Below are 21,505 nucleotides of genomic sequence, written 5' to 3' on the forward strand. Positions count from 1 at the left end.
GAGGCTGCGCGCCCGCGAGGCGCGAGAGCGCGAGGAGCGCGCGCGCTTCGGCGCGCCGCTCCGGCGGGAGCGCCGCGAGCGCGCGCGCGGCGCGCGCGCTGCCGGGGCGAGCGTCGAGCAGCTCGGACAGCTCGCGATCCGTCACGGCGAGACCTCCGTCTCGACGAGCTCCCCGAGGGCCTCGCGCAGCATGAGCCGGGCGCGATGGACCCGGACCTTGAGCGCGTTCACCCGGACGCCGGTGATCGCCTCGATCTCCTCGTACGGCAGGTTCTCGACGTGGAACAGGGTGAACGCCTCGCGATACTTCTGCGGCAGCGCCGCGATGGCGGACCGCAGCGCGGAGACGGCCTGCCGGGCGGCGGCGTCGCGCTCGGGGTCCACCGCGGTGACGAGCTCGTCCCCCGTGAGCTCGCACGAGCGCTCCGCGCGCGCCCCGGCCTTGAGCCAGTCGCGGCACCCGTTCACCGCGATCCGGAAGAGCCAGTGCCGGAACTGGCAGTCGCGCCGGAACGAGCCGAGGCTCGAGTAGGCGCGGGCGAGGGCGTCTTGCGCGAGCTCCTCCCCGAACCGAGGGTCGTTCACGATCCGCGTGCAGAGCGAGACCAGGCCGCGCGCGTGCCGCCGCACCACGCTGGCGAAGGCCTCGCGGTCCCCGGCGAGGGTCCGGGCGATGGCGTCGAGATCCGCCGCCTCGATCGCGTCGGGAGCCGCCAGGTCGGCCGCGGCGCCGGGGAGGGCGGCGTCCGCGTTCACGAAGGCGAGCCTGGGATCCGGCGATGCGATGGCGGGCTCCTTGCCGGCCGAGCGTACCGCGGCTCGGCCGCTCTGTGGAGATCGTCACCCGCGTCGAGGGTGCGCGCTGTCGCACCTGACCCCACCTCGCCGTGGCTCGCCGTGGACTGCCGGTCGCCGCCCCGCGATCCCCCGCCCCCGACCCCCGCCCCCGACCGAGAGTAGTCGCACCGCCCCGGGCGGGGTCACGGTCCCCCGTGGTCCCCCGACCGAGAGTAGTTGCGCCGCCCCGGGCGGGACGGCGACGGGATCACCGGGTGGCGAGGCCCCAGACCACGTGCCAGGTCACCGGAACCCCTCGGGACGTCGCGTGGCGTTCCTCGTAGGCGCGCAGCATGTCGAGCGTCGCGCGCCGGCCGCCCAGGCCGCGGGCGCCGGGGACGGCGCTGGTCGCCCCGATCGCCTTGAGGGCGCGGAGGACGGCGCGCGCGTCGGGGTGGTGCTCGACGAGCTCCTCCTCGAACACCGCGCGCGCGGCGAGCCCCGCGGCGGCGAGGGCGCCCGCGACCTCGTCGAGGGAGAAGAACCGGTGCGTGCGGGCGGAGTCCCCGGCGGCCGCGCGCCAGGCGTCCTTGAGCTCGCGCAGCGTGCCGGCGCCGAAGAGCGCGACCGCGAGGACGCCGCCCGGGGCGAGCACGCGCCGCGCCTCGCGGAACGCGGGCTCGAGCCGCTCGAGCCACTGGAGCGCCGAGGTGGAGACGACCAGGTCGAAGGACCCGCTCCGGAAGGGGAGGGCCTCGGCGTCGGCGGCCGCGACGAGCGCGCCGGGCACCCGGGTCCGCGCCGCGGCGGCCATGCCCGGGGCGAGATCGACCGCGGCGGGCGCGAGCCCGGGGCGCGCCGCGGCGAGGTGGGCGAGGAGCGCGCCGGTCCCGGCGCCGACGTCCAGAGCACGCCGCGCGCGGGGCGCCGCCTCCGAGACGAGGGCGAGCATGCGGTCCTGGATCGTGCGCTGCACGACGGCGCGGCCGTCGTAGGCGGCGGCGGACCGGGAGAAGCTCCGGCGGACGCGGCGCTTGTCGACCGGGTTCATGCGCGCAGGTCGAGGAAGGCGCGGAGCGCGTCCGCGAGGACGGTGGGCCGCGAGAGGAACGGCGCGTGCCCCGCGCCGGGGACGAGCGAGAGCCGCGCGCCCGGGATCGCCGCAGCGAGCGCCCGGCCGGCGCCGGCCGGGCAGATGGGATCGGCCTCGCCGTGGATCACGAGGGTGGGGCGGTCCACGGCGCCGAGCTCGGCGCGGAGGTCGGCGGTGGAGAGGAGGGCGAGCCCGGCCTGCGCGGCGGCGGGGTCGGGCGGGGCGAGCGCGTCGCGGATCGCCGCGGCGCGGGCGCGGCCGGCGCCGTCCAGCTCCCCGGGGACGAACATGGCGTCGAAGAAGCGGGGGAGGGCGCGACCGGGATCGCGGCGCACCCGGTGGGCGAGGACCTCGACGTGCTGCGGCGGGAGGCCGTGAGGCCATCCTTCTCCCGTGGTGAAGCGCGCGGTGGACGAGAGGAGGGCGAGCCGCGCGACGCGAGCCCGGATCCGCGGGAGCGCGGCGAGGGCGACCAGTCCGCCCAGCGACCAGCCGGCGAGGGAGACCTCGTGGAGGTCCAGCCGCTCGACGAGCGCGGCCAGGTCGGAGGCGAGGAGGTCGAGGTCGAGCGGAGCCGGGGAGGAGGCGCCGTGGCCGCGGAGGTCGGGGAGGATCACGCGGCGCCCGGCGCCCAGCGCCCGGCCCAGGTCGGCGAGGACCGCAGAGGACATGGCCCAGCCGTGGAGCAGGACGAGCGGAGGCCCGGAGCCCGCGTCCAGATAGGCCACGCGGGTGCCGGTGGGCAGCTCGAGGGAGGGCATGGACCGCGCAGGATAGCAGCCGAACCGGCATCGTCAACCCATGCGCCCGCCCCGGTTGACGAACCCGACCGTGACGAACCCGACCGAGAGAAGTTTTCGCGGACCGAGCCGTCCGCGGCGCGGACGGCGACCTCGTGGCGAAGCGCTGAATCTCCGACGATCCCTGGCCGGCACGCCTGTTGCCCTGGGCCTTGCCCATGACCGCGCCGCGTCAGGTTCTCGAAGGCACCACCTATCTCGTCACGCGCCGCTGTTCGGAGCGCCGCTTCTTCCTCCGGCCCTCGAAGGAGACGGACGCGATCTTCCGGTACGTCCTCGCCGTCGCGGCGAGCCGGTACAGGATCCAGGTGCACGCGTACTGCGTGCTCTCGAACCACTTCCATCTGGTCGTGACCGACCCGCACGCCCGGCTCCCCGAGTTCCACCGGTACCTCGACGGCCTCGTCGCCAGGGCGACGAACTGCTTCCTTGGCCGGTGGGATGGCTTCTGGGAACGCAACAGCTACAGCGCGGTGAAGCTCGAGACGGACGACGCGGTCGTCGAGAAGATGGTCTACGTCCTCGCGAACCCCGTGGCCGCTGGCCTCGTGCGCCGTGGGCGGGAGTGGCCCGGGCTCTGGTCCGACCCGGGACTGATCGGCGGAGAGGCCATCGTCACCGAGCGGCCGACGGTGTTCTTCCGCGAGCTCGGCCGCATGCCGGCCTCGGCCAGCCTTCGGCTCTGCAGGCCTCCCGGCTTCGAGTCCGACGCCGCCTTCGCCGCACGCCTCCGCAAGGCGCTGCACGACGCCGAGGACCGTGCCGCCGCGGAGCTCGAAAAGAGAGGCCGGTCCTTCCTCGGCGCAGCCCGCGTCCTCGCCCAGAAGTCCCGCGCGCACCCGCTCTCCTGCGAGCCGCGGCGGGGACTCGATCCTCGCGTCGCGTGCAGGAACAGGTGGAAGCGGATCGAGGCGCTGCAGCAGCTGAAGGAGTTCGGGCGGGCGTACAAGAAGGCGCTCGAGAGATGGAGGGCTGGCCTCCGGAACACCCTCTTCCCGCCCGGCACCTGGCTGATGCGCGTCCAGCACGCAGCGAGGTGTGCCGACACCCGCGGATGACCCGCTCCGCTTCGTCAGCCGAGCAGCCGGGACGATGCCGTCGCCGAGCGGGGGCACACGACGACCGAGCAGCGCTGGCGATTCGAAGCTCCGTTCGCCCTGAGCCCTTCGACTCCGCTGCCTGCGGCAGCTCCGCTTGTATCAGGACAGGCTCCGGCGCGCGCTGCGCGCCGGAGTCGAAGTGCGAGCAGCGCAGGGAGAAGTCTGCCCCGCGCAGGCAAACAGCGTGCGCCGCAGCAGCTCAATGCGAGTGGGTGTCGCCATCAGTGAGACGCCGAGGGCTCGCGCACGCGCGTCACTCTCGCTGGGCGCGCGCGTGGACGCCGTCGACCGAGCCGGGGCCGCCAACGTGCCCGCGGCCCCGCCGTCGCTCTTCGAAACTACTCTCGGTCGGGCCAGCCCCTGCGCTTCACGAGCACCTCGAGCGCGGCGGGATCGAGGCCCTGCTGCCCCATCGCGAGGGAGACCTCCTCCGCGGTGCGGCGGCCCCCCTCGGCCCACGCGCCGCGGAGCCAGCCGCCGCTCGCGGGAGAGCGCCACCAGGCCGCCCCCGCCTTCGCCTCCAGGAACAGCTCGGCCTGCGCGGCGAGCAGCTCGGCCCGCAGCGTCTCGGCGCTCCGCAGGAGCGGATCCGGCTCGAGCGGCGGGAACGGATCGCGATCGGCTGGGCAGCCGCGGGCCCGGGCGAGGAGGCGCGCGTCCTCGCTCGCGCTCTCGGCCGGAGCGCGGGCGCGGGCGATGGCGGCGAGGACGCGAGCGGCCGCCTCCCGCGCGCGCAGCAGGCGGCGCGCGGCGGCGGTGCGGGCCTCGGCCTTCGCGTGCTCGACGTCGAGGCCGCGCTCGGCGAGCCACGCGGGATCGCCGCCGACCTCCTCGAAGAGGATCCCCCACGCCTCCGGGATGGCGGCGGGGCCGAGGCGACGCAGCTCGGGCGGGCCGGGGCGGACGTGCGCGTAGTGCTCGGCCACCCCGAGCTCGTGCAGCACGCCGCGGAGCGCGTCGAGCCCCGCCACCGGCGCCGTGGACAGCCGGACGTCGCCGGGCGGATCGAGCGGGATCGCGATCGCGTGCGGGATCTTCCCGGCGCGCGCGGCGGGATCGAGGTGGAGGTTGTGCTGCTTGGAGAGATCGAGCCCGATCCCGCCGAGGAGCGCGGCGGCGGCGTCGAGCTGGCGATCCCCGGGGAAGGCGGCGGCGGGCGCCGTCGTGCGGAGGAGCCAGGGGAGGTCGCTCGCGCGGATCTCGTCCCGCGCCAACCCCTCGCGCCGCGCGAGCTCGCCGAGCAGCGCGTTCCAGGAGGCCTCGGTCCGGGTGAGCACCGCCTCGGCGAGGGCGCCGAGCGCGTCGGGGACCTCGCCCCGGACCTGCGCCGCGAGCTCGAGCGTCGAGCCGTACCCGAGCTCCTTCGCCGCCTCCCGGAGGCGCGCCTCGCGCGCCTCGGCGACGGCGACGAGCGGCGCGCTCGCCGCGGCGGCCGCCTCCGCGAGGGCGCGGCGGCGGTCGTGGTCGTGATCGCCGGCGAGCAGCGCGGTCGCATCGCGCAGCGGGACGGCCCGCCCGTCCCACTGGAACGTCGCCGGCGCGGGTGGGGCGGCGCCGCCGCGCGCGGGCTCGGCGGCGTCGCGCGCGAGCCGCTCCCCGACGAGCCAGGCATGGAGGTGGGCGAGGCCGCGCCGCTCGTCGCCGTTCGCGGTGCGCGCAGCGGCGGCGACGCCGGCGAGCGTCGCGTCGGAGAGGAGCCCGGCCTGCCCCTTCCACGCGGCGCCGGGATCCGGCACGTCACCCCGGCTGAACCAGCGCCAGTAGGCCACGGCCTGGGCGCGGAGCACGGCCTCCGCGCCGGCGCGGATCGCCCTCAGGTCGGCGCGGGCGCCCCGCCGCGCGGGCTGGGCGGGGGCGGGCGCCGACTCCGGGGGCCGTGGCGCATCGGGTCGTGGCGCGTCGGACGCCGTGGGCGCCTGGGGGGCCGCCGGAGGGGGGGCTGCCGGGGCGCCCCCCTGTGAGGCCGCCTCGGCCGGCGCCGCGACGGGGGAGGGGGCCGGGGCGGCGCCGCGGTGCGGACAGCCGGCGCCGAGGAGGAGCACGAGCGGGAGGAGGCGCTTCACCGCTCGAGTGTAGCGCGGGACCGCCGGCGAGGTACTAGAGTCCGCCGGATGGACTTCGAGAAGCGCAGGGCGAACGCGCGGGCGCGCGCCCGCCTGTCCGCGGCGGTGCGTCGGCTTTTGGGTGAGGGGGGGTACGAGGAGGTGGAGACGCCGAGCCTCGTGCCCGCGCCGGGCATGGAGCCTCACATCCAGGCGTTCGAGGCGCCCTTCGTGCCCGAGGGAGGCGGCGCGGCGGTGCCGCTCTTCCTCCACTCGAGCCCGGAGTACGCGATGAAGCGGCTCCTCGCGGAGGGCTTCGACCGGATCTTCCAGCTCTCCCGCGTGTTCCGCAACGGCGAGGTCTCCGCGACCCACAACCCGGAGTTCACCCTCCTCGAGCTCTACCGGACGGGGACGGACTACCGCGGCGTGATGGCGGACGTGGAGCGCGTGCTCGAGGGCTGCGCGCGCGCGCTCCTCGGCGGCGGGACCCGGGCGGTCCGCGGCGCGCGCGCAGTGGACCTCCGGGCGCCCTTCGAGACGCTCACGGTCCAGGAGGCCTTCCTCCGGTACGCCCGGGTGGACCTCGCCGCGTGCGACGGCCGCGCGGAGCGGCTCGTCGAGGCGGCGCGATCGGCGGGGCACGATCCCGGTCCGGGCGGGGAGTCCTTCGACGACGTGTTCTTCCGGGTGATGCTGAACGCCGTCGAGCCGCGGCTCGGGGCGGAGCGCCCGACCTGGCTCGTCGACTGGCCCGCCTCGATGGCGGCGCTCTCCAAGGTGAAGCGCGACGACCCGCGCTGGGCGGAGCGGTTCGAGCTGTACGCGGGCGGGCTCGAGCTCGCCAACGGCTTCACGGAGCTGAACGACGCGGTCGAGCAGCGCGCCCGGCTGGTCGAGGAGCAGGCGCTCCGGGGCCGGCTCGGGCGGCGCGTCTACCCGCTCGACGAGGCGTTCCTCGCGGCGGTGGGGCGGATGCCGGACGCGGGCGGGGTGGCGATCGGGCTCGACCGGCTGCTCATGCTGCTCGTGGGGGCGAAGTCCATCGAGGAGGTGCTGCTGTTCCCCGCCAGCGGGTTCCCGGGGGTGGGGGCGTAGGTCGCGGCGCGTGCCCGTCAGCGGGCTGCCGCGCCCGCCGCAGGCGCGCCATCCCGACCGGCGGGCGGGCGCTGCGGCAGGTCCACCGAGAACACGGAGCCCGCCCCCGAGCTGCTCTCGACCCGCACGGACCCACCGTGCGCCTCGACGATCCGCTTCACGATGTAGAGCCCGAGGCCGAGGCCGCCGTAGTTCCGGGACGACACCGCGCGCTCGAAGCGCTCGAAGATCTGGTGCTGGCTCGCCGGATCGATGCCGATCCCGCTGTCCTTCACCACGAGGAACGCGCGCCCGTCCGCCGCCCCGTACGTCACCTCGACCGGCTTCCCCGCGCCGTACTTCACCGCGTTCGAGAGCAGGTTCGTCGCCACCTGCGAGAGCCGCAGCCGATCCCAGCGGCCGACGGCGGGCGCGCCGTGGACCACCACCGTGCTCCCGGCCTGGGCGGCCTCGTCCTCGACCTGGGCGACCGCGTCCTGCACGGCCTGCTCGAGGTCCGTCTCCTCGAGGTCGAGGTCGAGCTTCCCCATGTGGATCCGCGAGACGTCGAGGAGCGCGGAGACGAGCTTTTCGAGCCGCTGCCCTTGCCGCTCCGCGGTACCGAGGACGCGCTCGACGTACGCCGGCGGCAGCGCGTCCGCCCCCCCGCGCGAGGACACGCGGCGCATGTTCTCGAGGGCGAGGCGGAGCGCGGTGAGCGGCGTGCGGAGCTCGTGGGAGGCGATGGAGAGGAACTCGTCGCGCGCCATCACCGCCGCCTGGGCCTCCCCGTACAGGCGCGCGTTCTCGATGGCCTGGGCGGCGCGGTGCGCGAGGTCCTCGAGGAGCGCCTCGTCCTCCGCGGTGTACGGCGCGCCGCCGGCGTCGCGCATGAGGGTGATGTGGCCGAACACCTGCCGCCGCTGCGCGAGCGGCGCGATGAGGAGGCTCGTCACGCCCTCGAGGTAGGGGAGGTACTCCGGCTTCATCTCGTTCCGGATCGTCTCCGACGAGAGGGCCGGGATGCGCAGCGTCCGGCCGGAGTCGAGGACGCGCGCGGTGATCCCCTCCGTCGCGCGCTGCGGCGCGGCGGCGAGGATCCGGCGACGCAGCGCCGCCCGCTCCGGCGCCGGGTGCTCGACCGCGACCGGGACGAGCCAGCCGCCGTCCGGTGACAGGATCCGGATGAGCGCGCCGTCGCCGATGAGCTCCGCCAGCCGGCGCGCCACCGTGTCGAGGGTGGTCCTGTAGTCGAGCCCGGAGGCGAACACGCGCGAGGCCTCGGCGAGCGCCTCGAGCTGCCTCGCCTGCCGCCGCTGCGCCTGCTCCGCCTCGGCGCGGCCGGTGACGTCGATCCCCGTGCCGACGAGGTACGCCACCTCGCCGGCCTCGTCGCGGAGCACGCAGTTCGACCACGCGACGAGCCGCGCCGGCCCGGTGCGGGAGAGCAGGTGCACCTCGTGGTCCCCGCCGCGTCCCCCGGCCACGAGCTGGTCCAGGACCGCCCGGGCGCCGTCGCGCTCGTCGGCGGGGACGACCGTCCAGATCGGCGTGCCGCACATCTCCTCGGCGGGGACGCCCGTCACGCGCGCGCAGGCCGCGTTCCAGCGGACGACGCGCGCGCTGCGATCGAGCACCACCACGAGGGCGCCCGTGTGCTCCACCACCGCCTCGGCGAGCGCGCCCTCGTCGGCGAGGCGTCGCAGCCCTCCCCGGAGGGCGGTCGCGTCGGGCGCCGCGCCCGCGCCCTCGGCGCGGTCGAGCAGCTCGCGCAGGCGGCGGAGCGTGTGGACGGTGTTCGAGGGCTCGGCCAGGCGAGGCTCCTAGTACTCGAAGCCGCTCCCGCCGATGAACTCGCGGATGAGCGACGTCGGAGGGACGTGATCCGGGTAGATCGAGACGAACCGATCCACGAGATACCGCAGGCGGTGCGCCGTGGGGAACGCCGGGTGGGTCGGCGGGACCTCGAGCAGGTAGCGCTCGGCGTACACCTTCAGGACCGCCGGCTCGTAGATGAGCGACGAGTCGAACACCGCGTCCGCCTCGTGCTGGAACGGGAAGATGTGCTCGCGCTCGCCCGCCTGGACGGAGGGCCATCGGACGATGTTGTCCGCGGCCGAGTAGCCGCGCTGGTGCCGATCGCGGACGATCCGGCGGAGCAGCCGGAGGTCGGTCGCGGAGACGCGGGTGAGGCGATCGAAGGGCAGCGTCGTCGCCGGGTGGACGAAGATCCGGTACAGCTCGCCCTCGCCCGGGATCGACCCGAGGAGCCGCGGGTTCAGGCCGTGGATGCCCTCGAGCATCAGGACGTCGCCCGCGCGGAGGCGGATGGTCGGCCCGCCCTCGGGGGCGCTCCGGCCGGTGAGGAAGTCGTAGCGCGCGGTGCGGACCTGCTCGCCGGCGAGGAGCCGCCGGACGTGGTCCTGGAGGAGCGCGAGATCGATCGCCTCGAGCGCCTCGAAGTCCCACTCGCCCCGGGCGTCGCGCGGCGTCTCCTCGCGGTCCACGTAGTAGTCGTCGAGGGAGATGGCGACCGGCCGCACGCCGTCGATCTGGAGCTGGACGGTGAGGCGCTTGATGAAGGTGGTCTTCCCCGACGAGGACGGGCCGGCGATGGAGATGATCCGGATCCGGTCGCGGCGGGCCGCGACCTCGTCGGCGATCCGCCCGATCCGCTTCTCGTGAAAGCCCTCGGAGACGCGGATGAGCTGGGTCACCTTCCCGGAGACGCACAGGTCGTCGAACGCGCCGACGCTCGTGACCCCGAGGGCGGCGAGCCACGCCTGGTGCTCGGCCACCATGTGGCCGTCGCGTGGCTCCGGCGGCGGCGCGCCGCCCCCCGTGCCCGCGTGGCCGGTGCCCGGGGAGCGCGCCCCCCCCACGAGCGCCAGCCCCACGGCGTCCGCCGAGAGCCGGTAGCCGTCGAGCGGGCCCGTCGAGGCGAGGAGCGGCCCCTGCGAGAGGGCGTAGACCTCGCCGCACGAGACGAGCCGGACGGTGGACTGCCGCCGGAAGCGCAGCAGGCGCGCCGCGTCGTCCCAGCCGCGATCCGCGAACCAGCGCTCCGCCTCGTCGGTGGCCCAGTACTCGAGCCGGAACGGAGCGTCCGCCGCGGCGATCCGGTGCATCGCCTCGAGGATCCGCGCGGCGAGCGCGGGGCGTTCACGCTCGGGCACGCCGGGGACCTCGACCACCTGCCGCGTCCCGCGCGACCGTCCCATGCGCACCGCGATCGCGGGGGCGACCTGGTGCGCCGCCTCGAGCAGGAGGAGCCCCAGGGAGCGCGAGTAGATCTGCCGCCCCTCCCAGTGCGAGAGCGTGAGGGGCGCGATCGTCGTGTCGGTGAACACCGGCGTCGCGAGCGAGACCGGCTTCTGGCCGAGGAGGCCCGCGACGACGAGGTCGCCGCCGACCGTCGCCGGGAGGAGGTCGAGGAGGCGGGTGCCGGTCCGGATCCGCCGCTCGTCGCCGAGCACGCGGACGACGATCTCCTGCGCGCGCGGGAGGGAGCGGCCCCGCAGCAGGAGCCCCATCTCGTCGGTCACCTGGGTCAGCTCGTCCGCGAGGCCGGCGGCGATCCCGAGGGCGACCTGGGTCGCGAGCGCGGGCGCCTCCCGCTCGAGCGCCGCCCAGGCCGCCGCGGAGAAGCGGGCGACCGCGAGCGGCCCGTCGGAGGTGACGGTCTCGCCGCGGTGGCGGCCGGCGAGGATCGCGAGCTCGCCGAAGTGGTCGCCGGGCCCGAGGGTGCGCAGCGCGAGCCCCTCGTGGCGGCAGGTGGCGGTGCCGTCCAGCACCACGCACAGGTGCTTGCCCGAGTCGGCGTCGCCGTGCACGCGGGTATGGGGCGGGAACGTGACGCGCTCGGCGAACCCGAGCAGCCGGAGTCGCTCGGCCGCGTCGAGGCGGGCGAGGAGCGGGCTCCGATCGAGCGCGGAGCGCGCGGGTGCGCCGAGGTCCTGCGGCCGGACGGCCATCTTCTGCGAGCCCTTTCCCGAGTAGGGCCCAATCCTACTGCGGTCCCGGGGTGCAAAGGGAGTGGCGAGCGGTCCCAGGCCAGGCGGTGCGGACGTCGGACGCGGCCGCCGCTCCCGGGCGCGCTCCCCCGCGGGGCGCTCCAGGCGTCATCGCGTCGAGGCGGGTCGCATCGCCATCAGACCACCCGGAGGACGAAGCACTTGAGGTACCGGGTCTCCGGGACGCCGAGGAGGACCGGGTGATCCCGGCCCGCGCCGCGCCGCTCGAGCATCTGCACCCGCCGCCCCGCGTCGTTCGCGGCGTCGAGGACGAGCGCCTCGAGCGCCTCCTCCGCGAGGTGATAGCTGCACGAGGCGGTGACGAGGATCCCGCCCGGCTTGAGGATCTGGATGGCGCGGAGGTTGATCTCCTTGTAGCCGCGCCGCGCGGCGGGCAGCGAGTCCTTGTTCTTCGCGAAGGCCGGCGGGTCGAGGACGACGACGTCGAACGCCGGCTCCTCCTCGGCGCGGTCGCGCAGGTAGTCGAACGCGTTCTCCTCGATCACCTCGAGGTTCTCGGCCCGGTTCAGGGCGGCGTTCTCGCGGAGCAGCGCGGCGGCCGGCGCCTGCATCTCGACGGCGGTCACCCGCTCGGCGCGTCGCGCGAGCTGGAGCGCGAAGCCGCCGGCGTAGCTGAAGCAGTCGAGGCAGCGGCCGGTCGCGTACTCGCCGGCGCGCAGGTGGTTCTCGCGCTGGTCGAGGAACGCGCCGGTCTTCTGGCCGCCGAGGACGTCGAGCTTCATCCGGACCGCGCCCTCGCGGTACTCCATCGGACCGGGCTCCGGTCCGCGGAGGACGCCCTTCGTCTGGTCGAGCCCCTCGAGCTCCCGCACGCGGACGTCGTTCCGCTCCACGACGGTGCGGAGGCCGAGGGCGCTCGTGAGGAGGTCGGCGAAGAGCGCCTTGCGACGGTCGGTGGCGGGCACCAGCGTCTGCAGCACCGCCACGTCGGCGTACCGGTCGACCACGAGGCCGGGGAGGAGATCCGCGTCGCCGTGGACGAGCCGGACGAACGGCTCGTCGCCGAAGGCGAGCGCGCGGAGGGCGATCGCGTCCGAGAGGCGGTCCGCGAAGAACGCCTCGTCCACCGGCACCTCGTCGCGCGTGACCACCCGCAGGGCGATCTTGGATCGCGACGACCAGAACGCCTTCCCGCGGAAGCGCCCGCGGCCGTCCACGAGGGCGACCACGTCCCCGGCCTCGACGCCGGCGGGGACGTCCTCGACGTCGCTCCGGTAGATCCAGAGGTGGCCATGCTGGAGCCGCTCCGCGCCGCGGCGGCTGATCTTCACCTTGCGCTCGTTCATCGTGCCGGACGTGTACCCGAGAGGCGGCGCGGACGCCACCGCCACCGCTCGGCTCGTCCATCTACAGCTCCACCCGCTCCCTGAAGACGGGGTGGCCTTCCTCCTCCCCGAGCCGACACGCCGCCATCCCGGGGTCGTGCCCGAAGGCGACGACGCCGTCGTCCTCGAGCGCCTCGGCGAGCACCATCTTCTTCTCCTCGAGCGTGGTCACCGGCTGGAGGTCGAACGCGCTGATCCAGGACGGCTCGAGGTGCGCGCGGGTGGGGACGAGATCGCCGCCGAACGTGAGGTGCGTCTGGTCGCCGTGGAAGCGCGGGAGCTGCTGGGCGACGGTGTGCCCCTCGCAGAGGACCAGCTCCACGTCCGGCAGGATCTCGGCCTCGCCCTCGACGAGGTGGAGCTGATCCGTGTGCGCGAGCAGCTCGAAGTCCTCGGCGGTGAAGGTCGGGCCGTCGCGATCCGACGGGCCGTGGGCCCACGTCCAGTGGCGGCGCTGCAGGTGGTGCGTCGCGCGCGGGAAGGAGAGCTCGAGGGCGCCGCCCGGACCGCGACGCGTCACGCCGCCGGCGTGGTGCACGTGCAGGTGCGTGAGCAGCACGTCCGTCACCTGCTCGCGGCCGAGGCCTCGGCGCGCGAGCGCGGCGTCGAGCCCGAGGCCCGCTCGATCGAGCGCGTCGTGCGCCGCCCGCCCGGGATCCCACTTGTCGCCCGGCCCGGTGTCCACCAGCACCACGCGCCCGGCGTCCCGGTCGATCGCGAGCAGGCAGCGCGCGAGCAGGGGGACGCGGTTCCGAGCGTCCGGCGCCGCCGCGCGCTCCCACTCCGGGCGAGGCACCACGCCGAACATCGCCCCGCCGTCCAGCGCGAACCGCGCGTCCACGAGGCTCGCGATGTCCCAGCGCCCGATGATCACGCCAGGAGCGTAGAGCGCCCGCCGCGAGGACACCACCATCTTGTGGACCGGACCGGGACCGCAGGGATCGCGCGGCCCGCCTCACCACGCCCGCGCGTATTGCCTCGGAGAGGGCCCCTCGCGCCCGAGCGCCTTCGCGGCGCGCAGCGGGAAGTTCGGATCCCGCAGCATCTCCCGCGCGATCATCACCAGGTCGGCCTGCCCGCTCCGCACCACGTGATCCGCCTGCTCCGGGGAGACGATGACCCCGACGGCGCCGGTGGCGATCCCGGCCTCCCGGCGGATCCGCTCGGCGAAGGCGGTCTGGTACCCGGGGCCGACGGGGATCCTCGCCGGGACGGTGCCGCCGGAGGACACGTCGACGAGGTCGACGCCGAGCAGCGCGACCGCGCGCGAGAGCTCCACCGACTCGTCCAGGGTCCAGCCACCGTCGGTCCAGTCGGTCGCGCTGATGCGCAGGAGGAGCGGCAGGGCCTCCGGCCACTCGGCGCGGACCGCGGTCACCACCTCGCGGACGAGGCGGGTGCGGTTCTCGAAGCTCCCGCCGTACCGGTCGGTGCGGTGGTTCGAGAGCGGCGAGAGGAACTCGTGGAGCAGGTAGCCGTGCGCGGCGTGGAGCTCGACGACGCGGAAGCCCGCCGCCCGCGCCCGCCGGGCGGCGGCCACGAACGCCTGCACCACGCCGGCGATCCCGCGCTCGTCGAGCGCGGCCGGGGGCGGCAGCCCCTCGAACGGCACCGCGCTCGGCGCCACGGTCGCCCACCCTCCGTCGCGCGCGGCGAGCGGACCGCCGCCGTCCCACGGCGCGTGCACCGAGGCCTTCCGGCCGGCGTGGGCGAGCTGGACCCCGGCCACCGCACCCTGCGACTCGACGAAGCGCACGATCCGCGCGAGCGGCTCGATCTGCGCGTCGTCCCAGAGGCCGAGGTCGGCGGCGGAGATCCGGCCGCGCGCCTCGACGGCGGTCGCCTCGGCGAGGACCAGCGCGGCGCCGCCGGCGGCGCGGGCGCCGAGGTGGACGAGGTGCCAGTCGTTCGCGAGGCCGTCGATCGCGGAGTACTGGCACATCGGGGAGAGCGCGACACGGTTCCGGAGCGCGACCGAGCGGAGCGGCAAGGGGGAGAAGAGATCCGTCATGGTCGGCGCATGTAAGCGCCCCCTGGCTCGGGCGCAACCGGAAGGGGCCGGCGGGCGCGGGGACGCCTCAGACCTCGGACACGCGTCGCGCCGTGGGTTCGGATGGGACGCCGGCGAGGCTGGGGGAGACGAACCTCACCCGCCTCCCTCGTCGGACGGCTCGCGCCGGGTCGCCCCCGGCGCGCCGGACGCGCCGCTCCCGAGGGGCCGCTCGCCGGCGTCCACGATGCGGGCCTCCGGGTGGGCCTCGACCTCGCCGGGCGCGACGATCCGGGCGCGAGTGTTCGGCTCGGGCTCGCCGGGCGCGACGATGAGCGGCGGCTCCTCCCGCTCCTCCTTCTCTTCCCTCGCCCGCCGCGTCTCCTCGGCGTCCTCCTGCGGCACCACCATCCCGAGCTCGCCCTCGCGCACCGCCCGCCCCGCGTCCGGCGCGTCGAACTCGCCCCTGCGCTCGACGTCGTCGGTGGAGGGCGCGAGGAAGCCGCCGTCCTCGCCGGGCTCGGCCACCTCGGCGCGGTAGCCGCCGCCAGCCGGGCCTCCCATGTGCGGACCGCCCCGGTCCACGCGATCCTCGAAGGTGGGTTCGGGGACGCCCCGGGCGACGCCGGGCTCGAGCTCCGCGGGGCTCTTCACCTCGCGGACCTCCGCCCGCGGCGCCGGCCGCTCGCGACCGGCGCCGCCCGTCGCCTCGGCGCCCTTGGCGCCCTTGGCGCGCAGCCGCTCCGCCGCCGAGGCCGTCAGGTCGCGCGTCTGCTCGACGCCGCGGCGCAGCGAGCGCGAGCGCCCGACGAGCCGCGAGAGCAGCGAGACACCCGCGATCCCCGCGGGGATCCGCATGAGCCCCCGGCCGAAGACGGCCCGCGCCAGCAGCACGCCGATCGCCGCGCCCTGGGCCGCCTGCGCGTCGGGCGAGCGGCGCGCGGCGGCGGTGGTGGCGGTGGTGGCGGAGGGCTGCGCCTGCCGCGCTCCGGCCTCGGCGTGCGCGGCGGCCTGCTCGACCCGCTGCTCCACCGCCTCCTGCCCGGCGCGCAGCGCCGCGGCCGCTTCCTCCTTCAGGCGGCGGGCCTGCGCCTCCGCGCGAGCCCGCGCTTCGCGGGCCGCCGTCCCGGCCCGCGTCCGGGCTTCGCGGATCGCCGCGCCGAGGTGCCGGCGCCGCGCCTCGCCGCGTCGCGGGGCGAAGAGGTAGAGGAGGGCGGCGCCCGTCGCGAAGCCCCCCAGCGTCACTGCGGCGATCGTCGCGGCGGAGGCGCCCGCGGGCGCGCGCCGGAGTCGGAGAGAAGCCATCGGTGCCTCCCGGTGGCTCAACCCTAAACACGGCCGCGGCTCGCAGGCATCGGGATGGCCTGGCCCGAGCGCGAGCATCCGACGCGGCGCCGGATCGCTCCATCGCGTGCCGGCCGGACGCCCGGCGCGTGACGGCGCCCTGGAGCGTCCTTGATCCGCGAGGGGGCGGTCCCCAGGGTGAACAGGGGATGATCGTGCGACGGCCGCCGTCGCCGGCACGTCGCCGCCGGTCAGGGGAGCGGGGCGATCATCGGATGATGCGGACCATCGAGGACGTGGTGGAGCTTCGCCGATGGGCGGAGGCGCACGGCGCGCGCCCGTGCCGCGATCGTGCGAGCGGTCGCCTCGTGCTGGCGCTGCCTGGCGAGTGCGAACCGCCGGAACGGGACGCACCGGGCGTGGACTGGGGCGAGTGGGAGTCCACGTTCCTGATCTGGCGCTGCGCGTTCGTCTACGACGACGCCCCGGGCTCGTCGCGCTGCTTCGTGGGCCCGGCCCAGGAGGCGCACGCCTTCCTCGAGCGCGAGCTCGCGAAGGGGTGCCTGCATTACTGCTGAGGGCGCGTCCCCTGCGCCTCCCCGACCGCCGCCCTGCCGACCCCGGCCTTCCTCAGGATGAGCTCCGCCGGGCAGAAGCGGGTGAAGCCGCTCTGGAAGAGGTTCGCTCCGACGAACACGGCGAGCCAGAGCCAGTGTGCATTGACGAAGGCCGGGCTGCCGGGGGCTCCGAGGAGGAGCGAGACGAGGACGAAGGTGCCGGCGAGGATGCGAACGCCGCGCTCGGTGGTCATGACGAGACTCCTTGGGGATCTGCCCCGTGCGGGTGAGAGCCGAGGCCGTCGGAAAGGGTTCGGCGCAGCCGGTCCTGCGCGACGTCGCGCTCCTCTTCGGCACCCGCGCCGCGCGCCTCTTCGCCTACGGCCTCCTCTCCGTCGTGCTCGTCCTGCACCTCTCCGCGGCGGGGCTCTCGGAGGCGCGGATCGGCCTGCTCCTCGGCCTCACCCTCGCGGGCGACGCGGGGATCTCGCTGTGGCTCACCACGCACGCGGACCGCGCCGGGCGGCGGCGGACCCTCGTCGCGGGCGCGCTCCTCATGGTGCTCGCCGGCGCGGCGTTCTCGTCCACGACCCTGTTCCCGCTCCTGCTGCTCGCCGCGACCGTCGGCGTCATGAGCCCGTCGGGGAACGAGGTCGGGCCGTTCCTCGCCGTCGAGCAGGCCGCCCTCGCGCAGGAGCTCCCGGCAGGGCGCCGCACCGCGGCGTTCGCCTGGTACCAGCTCACCGGCGCGCTCTCGACCGCCGTCGGGGCGCTCGCCGGCGGCGGGCTCGCCGAGGGGCTGCAGCGCGCCGGCCTCGCGCCCCTCGCGAGCTACCGGGCCGTGTCGGCGGCCTACGGGGCGATCGGGCTCCTCCTCGCGGTTGCCTTCCTGCGCCTCTCGCCGGCGGTGGAGCTCGCGCGGCCCGGCGCGATCGCCGCGACGCCGCGCGCCGCCTTCCTCGGCCTTCACCGCTCCCGCCGGATCGTGCTCGAGCTCGCGGCGCTGTTCTCGGTCGACGCGTTCGCCGGCGGCCTCGTGGTCCAGGCCTTCGTCGCCTACTGGCTGCACCGGCGCTTCGGCGTCTCGGAGGTGGGGCTCGGCGCGATCTTCTTCGGCGCCAACGTGCTCGCCGGGCTGTCGGCGCTCTCGGCCGCGTGGATCGCGCGCCGGATCGGGCTCGTGAACACGATGGTGGCGACCCACCTGCCGTCCAACGTGCTCCTCGCCCTCGTGCCCCTGATGCCGACCCTGCGGCTCACCGTGGGCGTGCTCTTCCTGCGGTTCTCGATCTCGCAGATGGACGTGCCGACCCGGCAGTCCTACACGGTCGCGGTGGTCGATCCGGACGAGCGCTCGGCGGCGGCGGGGGTGACCGGGATCGCGCGGACGGTGGGCGCCGCCCTCGCGCCCCTCGCGGCCGGGCCGCTCTACGCGAGCGCCGCCCTCGCGGGCGTCCCGTTCCTCGCGGCCGGCGCCCTCAAGATCCTCTACGACCTCGCGCTCCTGCGCCGCTTCCGCGCCCTGCGCCCGCCCGAGGAGCGCGCCGAGCGCTGAAGGCGCGCTCGCCCGCCGCCGGCGTCGACTTCCCGGGTGCCCGTCCTACTTCAGCCGCTCCCCCAGGAACTCGATGAGGTCGATCTTCGTCACGACGCCGGTCACGTGATCGCCCTCCTTCACCACGGCGACGTGGTCGTCGTTGAAGATCTCGCGGAGCTTGGCGATGGGGGTGTCGGGCCCGACCACGCCCTGGAGCGGCTGGACGAGCGGCTCGACCACCTCCGAGAGCCGGTGCTTCCCCTCGATGAGGAAGTTGAGCAGGTCGTACTCGTGGATCATCCCGGTGACGCGCCCGGCCTCGTCCACGACCGGCATCTGGGAGATGTCGTGCTCCTTCATCTTCTTCACGACGGCCTCGACCTTGTCGCCCTTGTGCGCGGTGATCACGCCGCCGCGCCGCCGGCCGAGGATCTCCTTCACGGTCGCGGCCCGGACGCCCCCCGCGCCGGACGCGATCGGGAAGCCGTTGTCGCGCATCCACTCGTCGGAGAAGAACTTGGAGATGTAGGCGCGGCCGCCGTCCGGGAGCGGCACGACGATCGTCTTGCCCTTCCCGAGCTCCCGCGCGAGGCCGACCGCGACGTGGACGGCGGCGCCGGACGAGCCGCCCGCGAAGACGCCCTCCTCGCGGGCGAGGCGCCGGGCCATCGTGAACGCCTGGACGTCGGTCACCTGGCGGACGTCGTCGAGGACCGACAGGTCCATCGCGCCGCACATCATGTCCTCGCCGATCCCCTCCATCTTGTAGACGTGGGGCTGCGAGAGCTTCCCGGTCTTGAACATCGAGTGGTACACGGAGCCGACCGGGTCCACGCCGACGTTCAGGATCGCGGGGTTCTTCTCCTTGAAGAACTTCCCGCAGCCGCTCATCGTCCCGCCGGTGCCGAGCCCGGCGACGAAGGCGTCGAAGCGCCCCCCGGTCTGCTCCCAGATCTCCGGCGCGGTGAGCTGGTAGTGGGCCTCGACGTTGTCGGGGTTGTGGTACTGGTTCAGGTAGAAGCTGTTCGGCGTCTCGGCCGCGATGCGCTTCGCGACCGAGTAGTAGCTCTCGGGCGAGTCGGGCGGCACGTTGGTGGGGGTGACGATCACCTGCGCGCCGAACGCCTTGAGGGTGTCCTGCTTCTCCTTCGACATCTTGTCCGGCATCGTGAAGACGCAGCGGTACCCCTTCACCGCCGCGGTCATCGCGACGCCCACGCCGGTGTTGCCGCTCGTGTTCTCGACGATGGTGCCGCCCTTGCGGAGCAGCCCCGAGCGCTCGGCCTTCTCGATGATGTGGAGCGCCATGCGGTCCTTGATGGAGCCGCCGGGGTTCGTGTACTCGAGCTTGACGAGGACGGTGGCGTCGTCCGGACCGACCACCTTCTGGAGCCGCACGAGCGGCGTGTGCCCGATCGCGGAGAGGACGTTCTCGTGGTAGCTCATGGGGCGCGCTCCGGGGCGGAAAGATCCGCAGGAATCGGGGCGTTATAGGCAGGCGCCGCGAGCGGCGTCAACGCGCGCCGCGAGGGCGCGCCCGGCGGGCGAAGGGCCCCGGAGAGAGGCGAGAGCGATGCAGGATCCCCAGACGGAAGCCCGTGTCCGCGGCGCGGTCGCGCGCGCCACCGGCGCCGACGTGGCCCGCGCGCCGGTGCGGCGCCTCGCCGGGCACGCCTCGCTCCGGAGCTACTGGCGCGTGGGCACCTTCCCGGCGTCCCACGTCGTGATGGTGCTGCCGCCCGACGCGAAGCCCGAGGAGGTGACGAAGGGCGGAGCGCCGGCGGTGAATCCCTTCGTGGACGTGCAGCGCTACCTCGCCGGCCTCGGCGTCCGGGTCCCGGCGATCCGGGCGTTCGACGAGCCCGGGGGGCTGATGGTCCTGGAGGACCTCGGCGACGAGATGCTCGAGACGCGGCTCCTCGCCGGGGAGGCGCCGGCCCCCCTCTACGCGCGGGCGATCGATCAGCTCGCGCGGCTGCGCGCCGCCGCCGAGGCGCGGCCGGAGGGCTCCGTCGCCTTCACCCGCAGCTTCGACGCGGAGCTGTACCGCTGGGAGCTCGATCACTTCCTCGAGTGGGGGCTCGAGGCGTGGAAGGGGGCGAGGCTCGCGCCCGCCGAGCGGGCGGTCGTCGATCGGGAGTTCGACCGGATCGCCGCGACGCTCGCGGCCGAGCCCAGGGGCTTCACGCACCGCGACTACCAGTCGCGAAATCTGATGGTGCTCCCGAGCGGCGAGCAGGCGGTGATCGACTTCCAGGACGCGCTGCTCGGGCCGCGCCAGTACGATCTCGTCGCGCTCCTCCGCGACAGCTACGTCGAGCTCGAGCCGGCGCTCGTCGAGGCGATGCTCCGGCGCTACCTGGACCGGCTCGCCGCGGCGGGCGGGCCCCGCCTCGAGTACGGGCCGTTCCGGGAGACCTTCGACCTGCTCACCGTCCAGCGGAAGCTCAAGGACGCGGGCCGGTTCGTCTTCATCGACCGCGTGAAGAAGAACCCGGGCTTCCTGCCGTCGATCCCCGCCTCCCTCCGCTACGTGCGCGCCGCCTTCGCGCGCCGCCCGGAGCTCGGTGAGCTGCAGCGGATCCTCGCCCGCCACGTCCCGGAGCTCGCGGCGTAGCGGTCGGGTCGATCTCCGACCGCGCCGCAGCGCCCGGACCGGACGCGAACGCCCGAGCGCGCGAGCACTGCGGAAGTGGACACCCGCGGGTGGATGAGAACCCCTTCGGGGGCGTTCCAAGCCATCCTCGGTAACTAACCGGATTTCCGAGATCTCCGTGGCGAAGGCCCCTGCCTGTCGTGCGGCGTGATGTCGCACGTCGATGTGACGCGATCCTTGCAATCGGCGCTGCGTCGCGCGCTTCGACGAGGCGCCCCGAAAGGATCTCCACGTGAAGAACCTCTCCATCGGCAGCCGCCTCGGCGCCGCGTTCGCCGCCGTGTGCCTCTTCCTGCTCGCGGTCGGCTGGATCGGCCTCGACCGCCTCGCGTTCATGCAGGAGCACGCCGAGGAGATCACGAGGGACCGGTGGGTCAAGGCTCGGATCGCCCAGGAGGGCGCCGACCTCGCGATGGAGCTGGAGATCCGGATGGAGCGGATGGTCCTCGCCGAGGACGGCTCCGCCGCCCGCAAGTTCGCGGCGGAGGCGGGGAGCGTGGACCAGCGGCTCGAGGACGTGATCCGCCGGCTGGAGGCGCTCCACCTCTCCGACGACGCGGCGCGGAGCCTCGCGGAGGTCAAGTCGGCGATGGGGGAGTACGACCGCGTGCAGGGCGAGGTGGTGAGGCTCGTCGAGGAGGGGCGACGGGACGAGGCCGTCCGCGCGGGCGACGCGCAGGTCCAGCCCGTGCTCCAGCGCCTCGAGAACGGGTGGCTGCGCGTCTTCGAGCAGCAGGGGAAGCTCATGGACGAGGCGGCCGCCGAGCAGGACGCGGCGTACGCCGGCGCGCGCTCGCTCTCGCTCGGGCTCATCGCGACGGCGCTGATCCTCGCGGTCGTCGTCGCGACGTGGGTGACGCGCTCGATCACGGTGCCCGTGCTCGGGGCGGTGGCGGCGGCGGATCGGATCGCGAAGGGGGATCTCCGGGATCAGGTGGAGGTGACGAGCGGGGACGAGGTGGGGAAGCTCCAGGCCGCGATGCGGGCGATGGGGGAGAAGCTGGCGGAGGTGATCGGGGAGGTGAGAGGCGGGGCGGAGGTGCTGACGGGGGCGTCGCAGCAGGTGTCGGCGACGGCGCAGGCGCTGTCGCAGGGGACGGGGGAGCAGGCGGCGAGCGTGGAGGAGACGACGTCGTCGCTGGAGGAGATGAGCGCGTCGATCACGCAGAACGCGGAGAGCTCGCGGCAGACGGAGGCGATGGCGAAGGAGGGGGCGAGGAACGCGGAGGAGGG

Annotated in this window: 18 protein-coding genes; 6 read left to right on the forward strand and 12 right to left on the reverse strand. The window is 75.1% G+C overall.

What is annotated here, in order from left to right; translation table 11 throughout:
• Window positions 1-141 precede the first annotated feature (141 nt).
• The 3 genes from MNZ27_RS18850 to MNZ27_RS18860 all read right to left on the reverse strand — a co-directional run bounded on the left by MNZ27_RS18850 (window position 142) and on the right by MNZ27_RS18860 (window position 2,631).
• Window positions 142-756: an RNA polymerase sigma factor gene (locus MNZ27_RS18850; protein WP_242395642.1), complete on the reverse strand. Its 615-nt coding sequence runs from the start codon at window positions 754-756 to the stop codon at window positions 142-144.
• A 289-nt stretch (window positions 757-1,045) separates the two neighbouring features.
• Window positions 1,046-1,828 (reverse strand): malonyl-ACP O-methyltransferase BioC, encoded by a 783-nt coding sequence (bioC, locus tag MNZ27_RS18855; protein WP_242395643.1) that lies wholly within the window; start codon window positions 1,826-1,828, stop codon window positions 1,046-1,048.
• On the reverse strand, window positions 1,825-2,631 hold the full coding sequence (locus tag MNZ27_RS18860; RefSeq protein WP_242395644.1) for an alpha/beta fold hydrolase: 807 nt from the start codon (window positions 2,629-2,631) through the stop codon (window positions 1,825-1,827). Before MNZ27_RS18860 ends, bioC begins: the two co-directional genes overlap by 4 nt.
• Before the next feature lie 197 nt (window positions 2,632-2,828).
• Here MNZ27_RS18860 and MNZ27_RS18865 point away from each other — a divergent pair, with 197 nt between their 5' ends.
• Window positions 2,829-3,728, forward strand: a complete 900-nt coding sequence (locus MNZ27_RS18865; protein ID WP_242395645.1) for a hypothetical protein — start codon at window positions 2,829-2,831, stop codon at window positions 3,726-3,728.
• 380 nt (window positions 3,729-4,108) lie between these two features.
• Here the strand turns inward: MNZ27_RS18865 and MNZ27_RS18870 are convergent, their stop codons facing one another.
• Window positions 4,109-5,833 (reverse strand): hypothetical protein, encoded by a 1,725-nt coding sequence (locus MNZ27_RS18870; RefSeq protein ID WP_242395646.1) that lies wholly within the window; start codon window positions 5,831-5,833, stop codon window positions 4,109-4,111.
• On the opposite strand from MNZ27_RS18870, the gene epmA reads away from it, so the two are divergent.
• Entirely contained in the window at window positions 5,783-6,910 is a 1,128-nt protein-coding gene (epmA, locus tag MNZ27_RS18875) for an EF-P lysine aminoacylase EpmA (RefSeq protein WP_308197993.1), read from the forward strand. The genes MNZ27_RS18870 and epmA overlap by 51 nt on opposite strands.
• 17 nt (window positions 6,911-6,927) lie before the next feature.
• On the opposite strand, the gene MNZ27_RS18880 is transcribed toward epmA, so the two are convergent.
• The 6 genes from MNZ27_RS18880 to MNZ27_RS18910 all read right to left on the reverse strand — a co-directional run bounded on the left by MNZ27_RS18880 (window position 6,928) and on the right by MNZ27_RS18910 (window position 15,543).
• The gene (locus MNZ27_RS18880) at window positions 6,928-8,553 is read right to left on the reverse strand and encodes a sensor histidine kinase (protein WP_242395648.1); all 1,626 of its coding nucleotides are present in this window, start codon (window positions 8,551-8,553) and stop codon (window positions 6,928-6,930) included.
• Between the two features lie 159 nt (window positions 8,554-8,712).
• Window positions 8,713-10,863, reverse strand: a complete 2,151-nt coding sequence (locus MNZ27_RS23725) for a cyclic nucleotide-binding domain-containing protein (protein WP_277958111.1) — start codon at window positions 10,861-10,863, stop codon at window positions 8,713-8,715.
• Between the two features lie 176 nt (window positions 10,864-11,039).
• Window positions 11,040-12,209 carry a class I SAM-dependent rRNA methyltransferase gene (locus MNZ27_RS18895; RefSeq protein WP_242395649.1) on the reverse strand — a complete coding sequence of 390 codons (1,170 nt, stop codon included), beginning with the start codon at window positions 12,207-12,209 and terminating at the stop codon, window positions 11,040-11,042.
• 61 nt (window positions 12,210-12,270) lie between these two features.
• Window positions 12,271-13,155 carry an MBL fold metallo-hydrolase gene (locus tag MNZ27_RS18900; protein ID WP_242395650.1) on the reverse strand — a complete coding sequence of 295 codons (885 nt, stop codon included), beginning with the start codon at window positions 13,153-13,155 and terminating at the stop codon, window positions 12,271-12,273.
• A gap of 48 nt (window positions 13,156-13,203) precedes the next feature.
• Window positions 13,204-14,259, reverse strand: a complete 1,056-nt coding sequence (locus MNZ27_RS18905) for an NADH:flavin oxidoreductase/NADH oxidase (RefSeq protein WP_242395651.1) — start codon at window positions 14,257-14,259, stop codon at window positions 13,204-13,206.
• Between the two features lie 135 nt (window positions 14,260-14,394).
• Window positions 14,395-15,543 (reverse strand): hypothetical protein, encoded by a 1,149-nt coding sequence (locus MNZ27_RS18910; RefSeq protein WP_242395652.1) that lies wholly within the window; start codon window positions 15,541-15,543, stop codon window positions 14,395-14,397.
• 254 nt (window positions 15,544-15,797) lie between these two features.
• On the opposite strand from MNZ27_RS18910, the gene MNZ27_RS18915 reads away from it, so the two are divergent.
• Window positions 15,798-16,100 (forward strand): hypothetical protein, encoded by a 303-nt coding sequence (locus MNZ27_RS18915; protein ID WP_242395653.1) that lies wholly within the window; start codon window positions 15,798-15,800, stop codon window positions 16,098-16,100.
• Here MNZ27_RS18915 and MNZ27_RS18920 read toward each other — a convergent pair.
• A complete protein-coding gene (locus MNZ27_RS18920) occupies window positions 16,091-16,333 on the reverse strand; it encodes a YgaP family membrane protein (protein ID WP_242395654.1) in 243 nt (80 codons plus the stop codon). The genes MNZ27_RS18915 and MNZ27_RS18920 overlap by 10 nt on opposite strands.
• Window positions 16,334-16,359: 26 nt before the next feature.
• Between MNZ27_RS18920 and MNZ27_RS18925 the strand changes: the two genes are divergently transcribed.
• A complete protein-coding gene (locus MNZ27_RS18925; protein WP_242395655.1) occupies window positions 16,360-17,634 on the forward strand; it encodes an MFS transporter in 1,275 nt (424 codons plus the stop codon).
• Between the two features lie 45 nt (window positions 17,635-17,679).
• On the opposite strand, the gene MNZ27_RS18930 is transcribed toward MNZ27_RS18925, so the two are convergent.
• The gene (locus MNZ27_RS18930; RefSeq protein ID WP_242395656.1) at window positions 17,680-19,062 is read right to left on the reverse strand and encodes a pyridoxal-phosphate dependent enzyme; all 1,383 of its coding nucleotides are present in this window, start codon (window positions 19,060-19,062) and stop codon (window positions 17,680-17,682) included.
• Window positions 19,063-19,189: 127 nt separating this feature from the next.
• Between MNZ27_RS18930 and MNZ27_RS18935 the strand changes: the two genes are divergently transcribed.
• Entirely contained in the window at window positions 19,190-20,233 is a 1,044-nt protein-coding gene (locus MNZ27_RS18935; protein ID WP_242395657.1) for an aminoglycoside phosphotransferase family protein, read from the forward strand.
• A 271-nt stretch (window positions 20,234-20,504) separates the two neighbouring features.
• The coding region (locus MNZ27_RS18940; protein ID WP_242395658.1) for a methyl-accepting chemotaxis protein at window positions 20,505-21,505 on the forward strand (1,001 nt) is incomplete at its 3' end.

Source organism: Anaeromyxobacter oryzisoli (assembly GCF_022690765.1).
Classification (GTDB): domain Bacteria; phylum Myxococcota; class Myxococcia; order Myxococcales; family Anaeromyxobacteraceae; genus Anaeromyxobacter; species Anaeromyxobacter oryzisoli.

Coding starts and splice junctions, on each gene's coding strand:
- MNZ27_RS18930 (WP_242395656.1), bottom strand. CDS start 19,062: ATGAGCTACCACGAGAACGTCCTCTCCGCGATCGGGCACACGCCGCTC.
- MNZ27_RS23725 (WP_277958111.1), bottom strand. CDS start 10,863: ATGGCCGTCCGGCCGCAGGACCTCGGCGCACCCGCGCGCTCCGCGCTC.
- MNZ27_RS18860 (WP_242395644.1), bottom strand. CDS start 2,631: ATGCCCTCCCTCGAGCTGCCCACCGGCACCCGCGTGGCCTATCTGGAC.
- MNZ27_RS18865 (WP_242395645.1), top strand. CDS start 2,829: ATGACCGCGCCGCGTCAGGTTCTCGAAGGCACCACCTATCTCGTCACG.
- MNZ27_RS18895 (WP_242395649.1), bottom strand. CDS start 12,209: ATGAACGAGCGCAAGGTGAAGATCAGCCGCCGCGGCGCGGAGCGGCTC.
- bioC (WP_242395643.1), bottom strand. CDS start 1,828: ATGAACCCGGTCGACAAGCGCCGCGTCCGCCGGAGCTTCTCCCGGTCC.
- MNZ27_RS18905 (WP_242395651.1), bottom strand. CDS start 14,259: ATGACGGATCTCTTCTCCCCCTTGCCGCTCCGCTCGGTCGCGCTCCGG.
- MNZ27_RS18910 (WP_242395652.1), bottom strand. CDS start 15,543: ATGGCTTCTCTCCGACTCCGGCGCGCGCCCGCGGGCGCCTCCGCCGCG.
- MNZ27_RS18935 (WP_242395657.1), top strand. CDS start 19,190: ATGCAGGATCCCCAGACGGAAGCCCGTGTCCGCGGCGCGGTCGCGCGC.
- MNZ27_RS18915 (WP_242395653.1), top strand. CDS start 15,798: ATGATGCGGACCATCGAGGACGTGGTGGAGCTTCGCCGATGGGCGGAG.
- MNZ27_RS18920 (WP_242395654.1), bottom strand. CDS start 16,333: ATGACCACCGAGCGCGGCGTTCGCATCCTCGCCGGCACCTTCGTCCTC.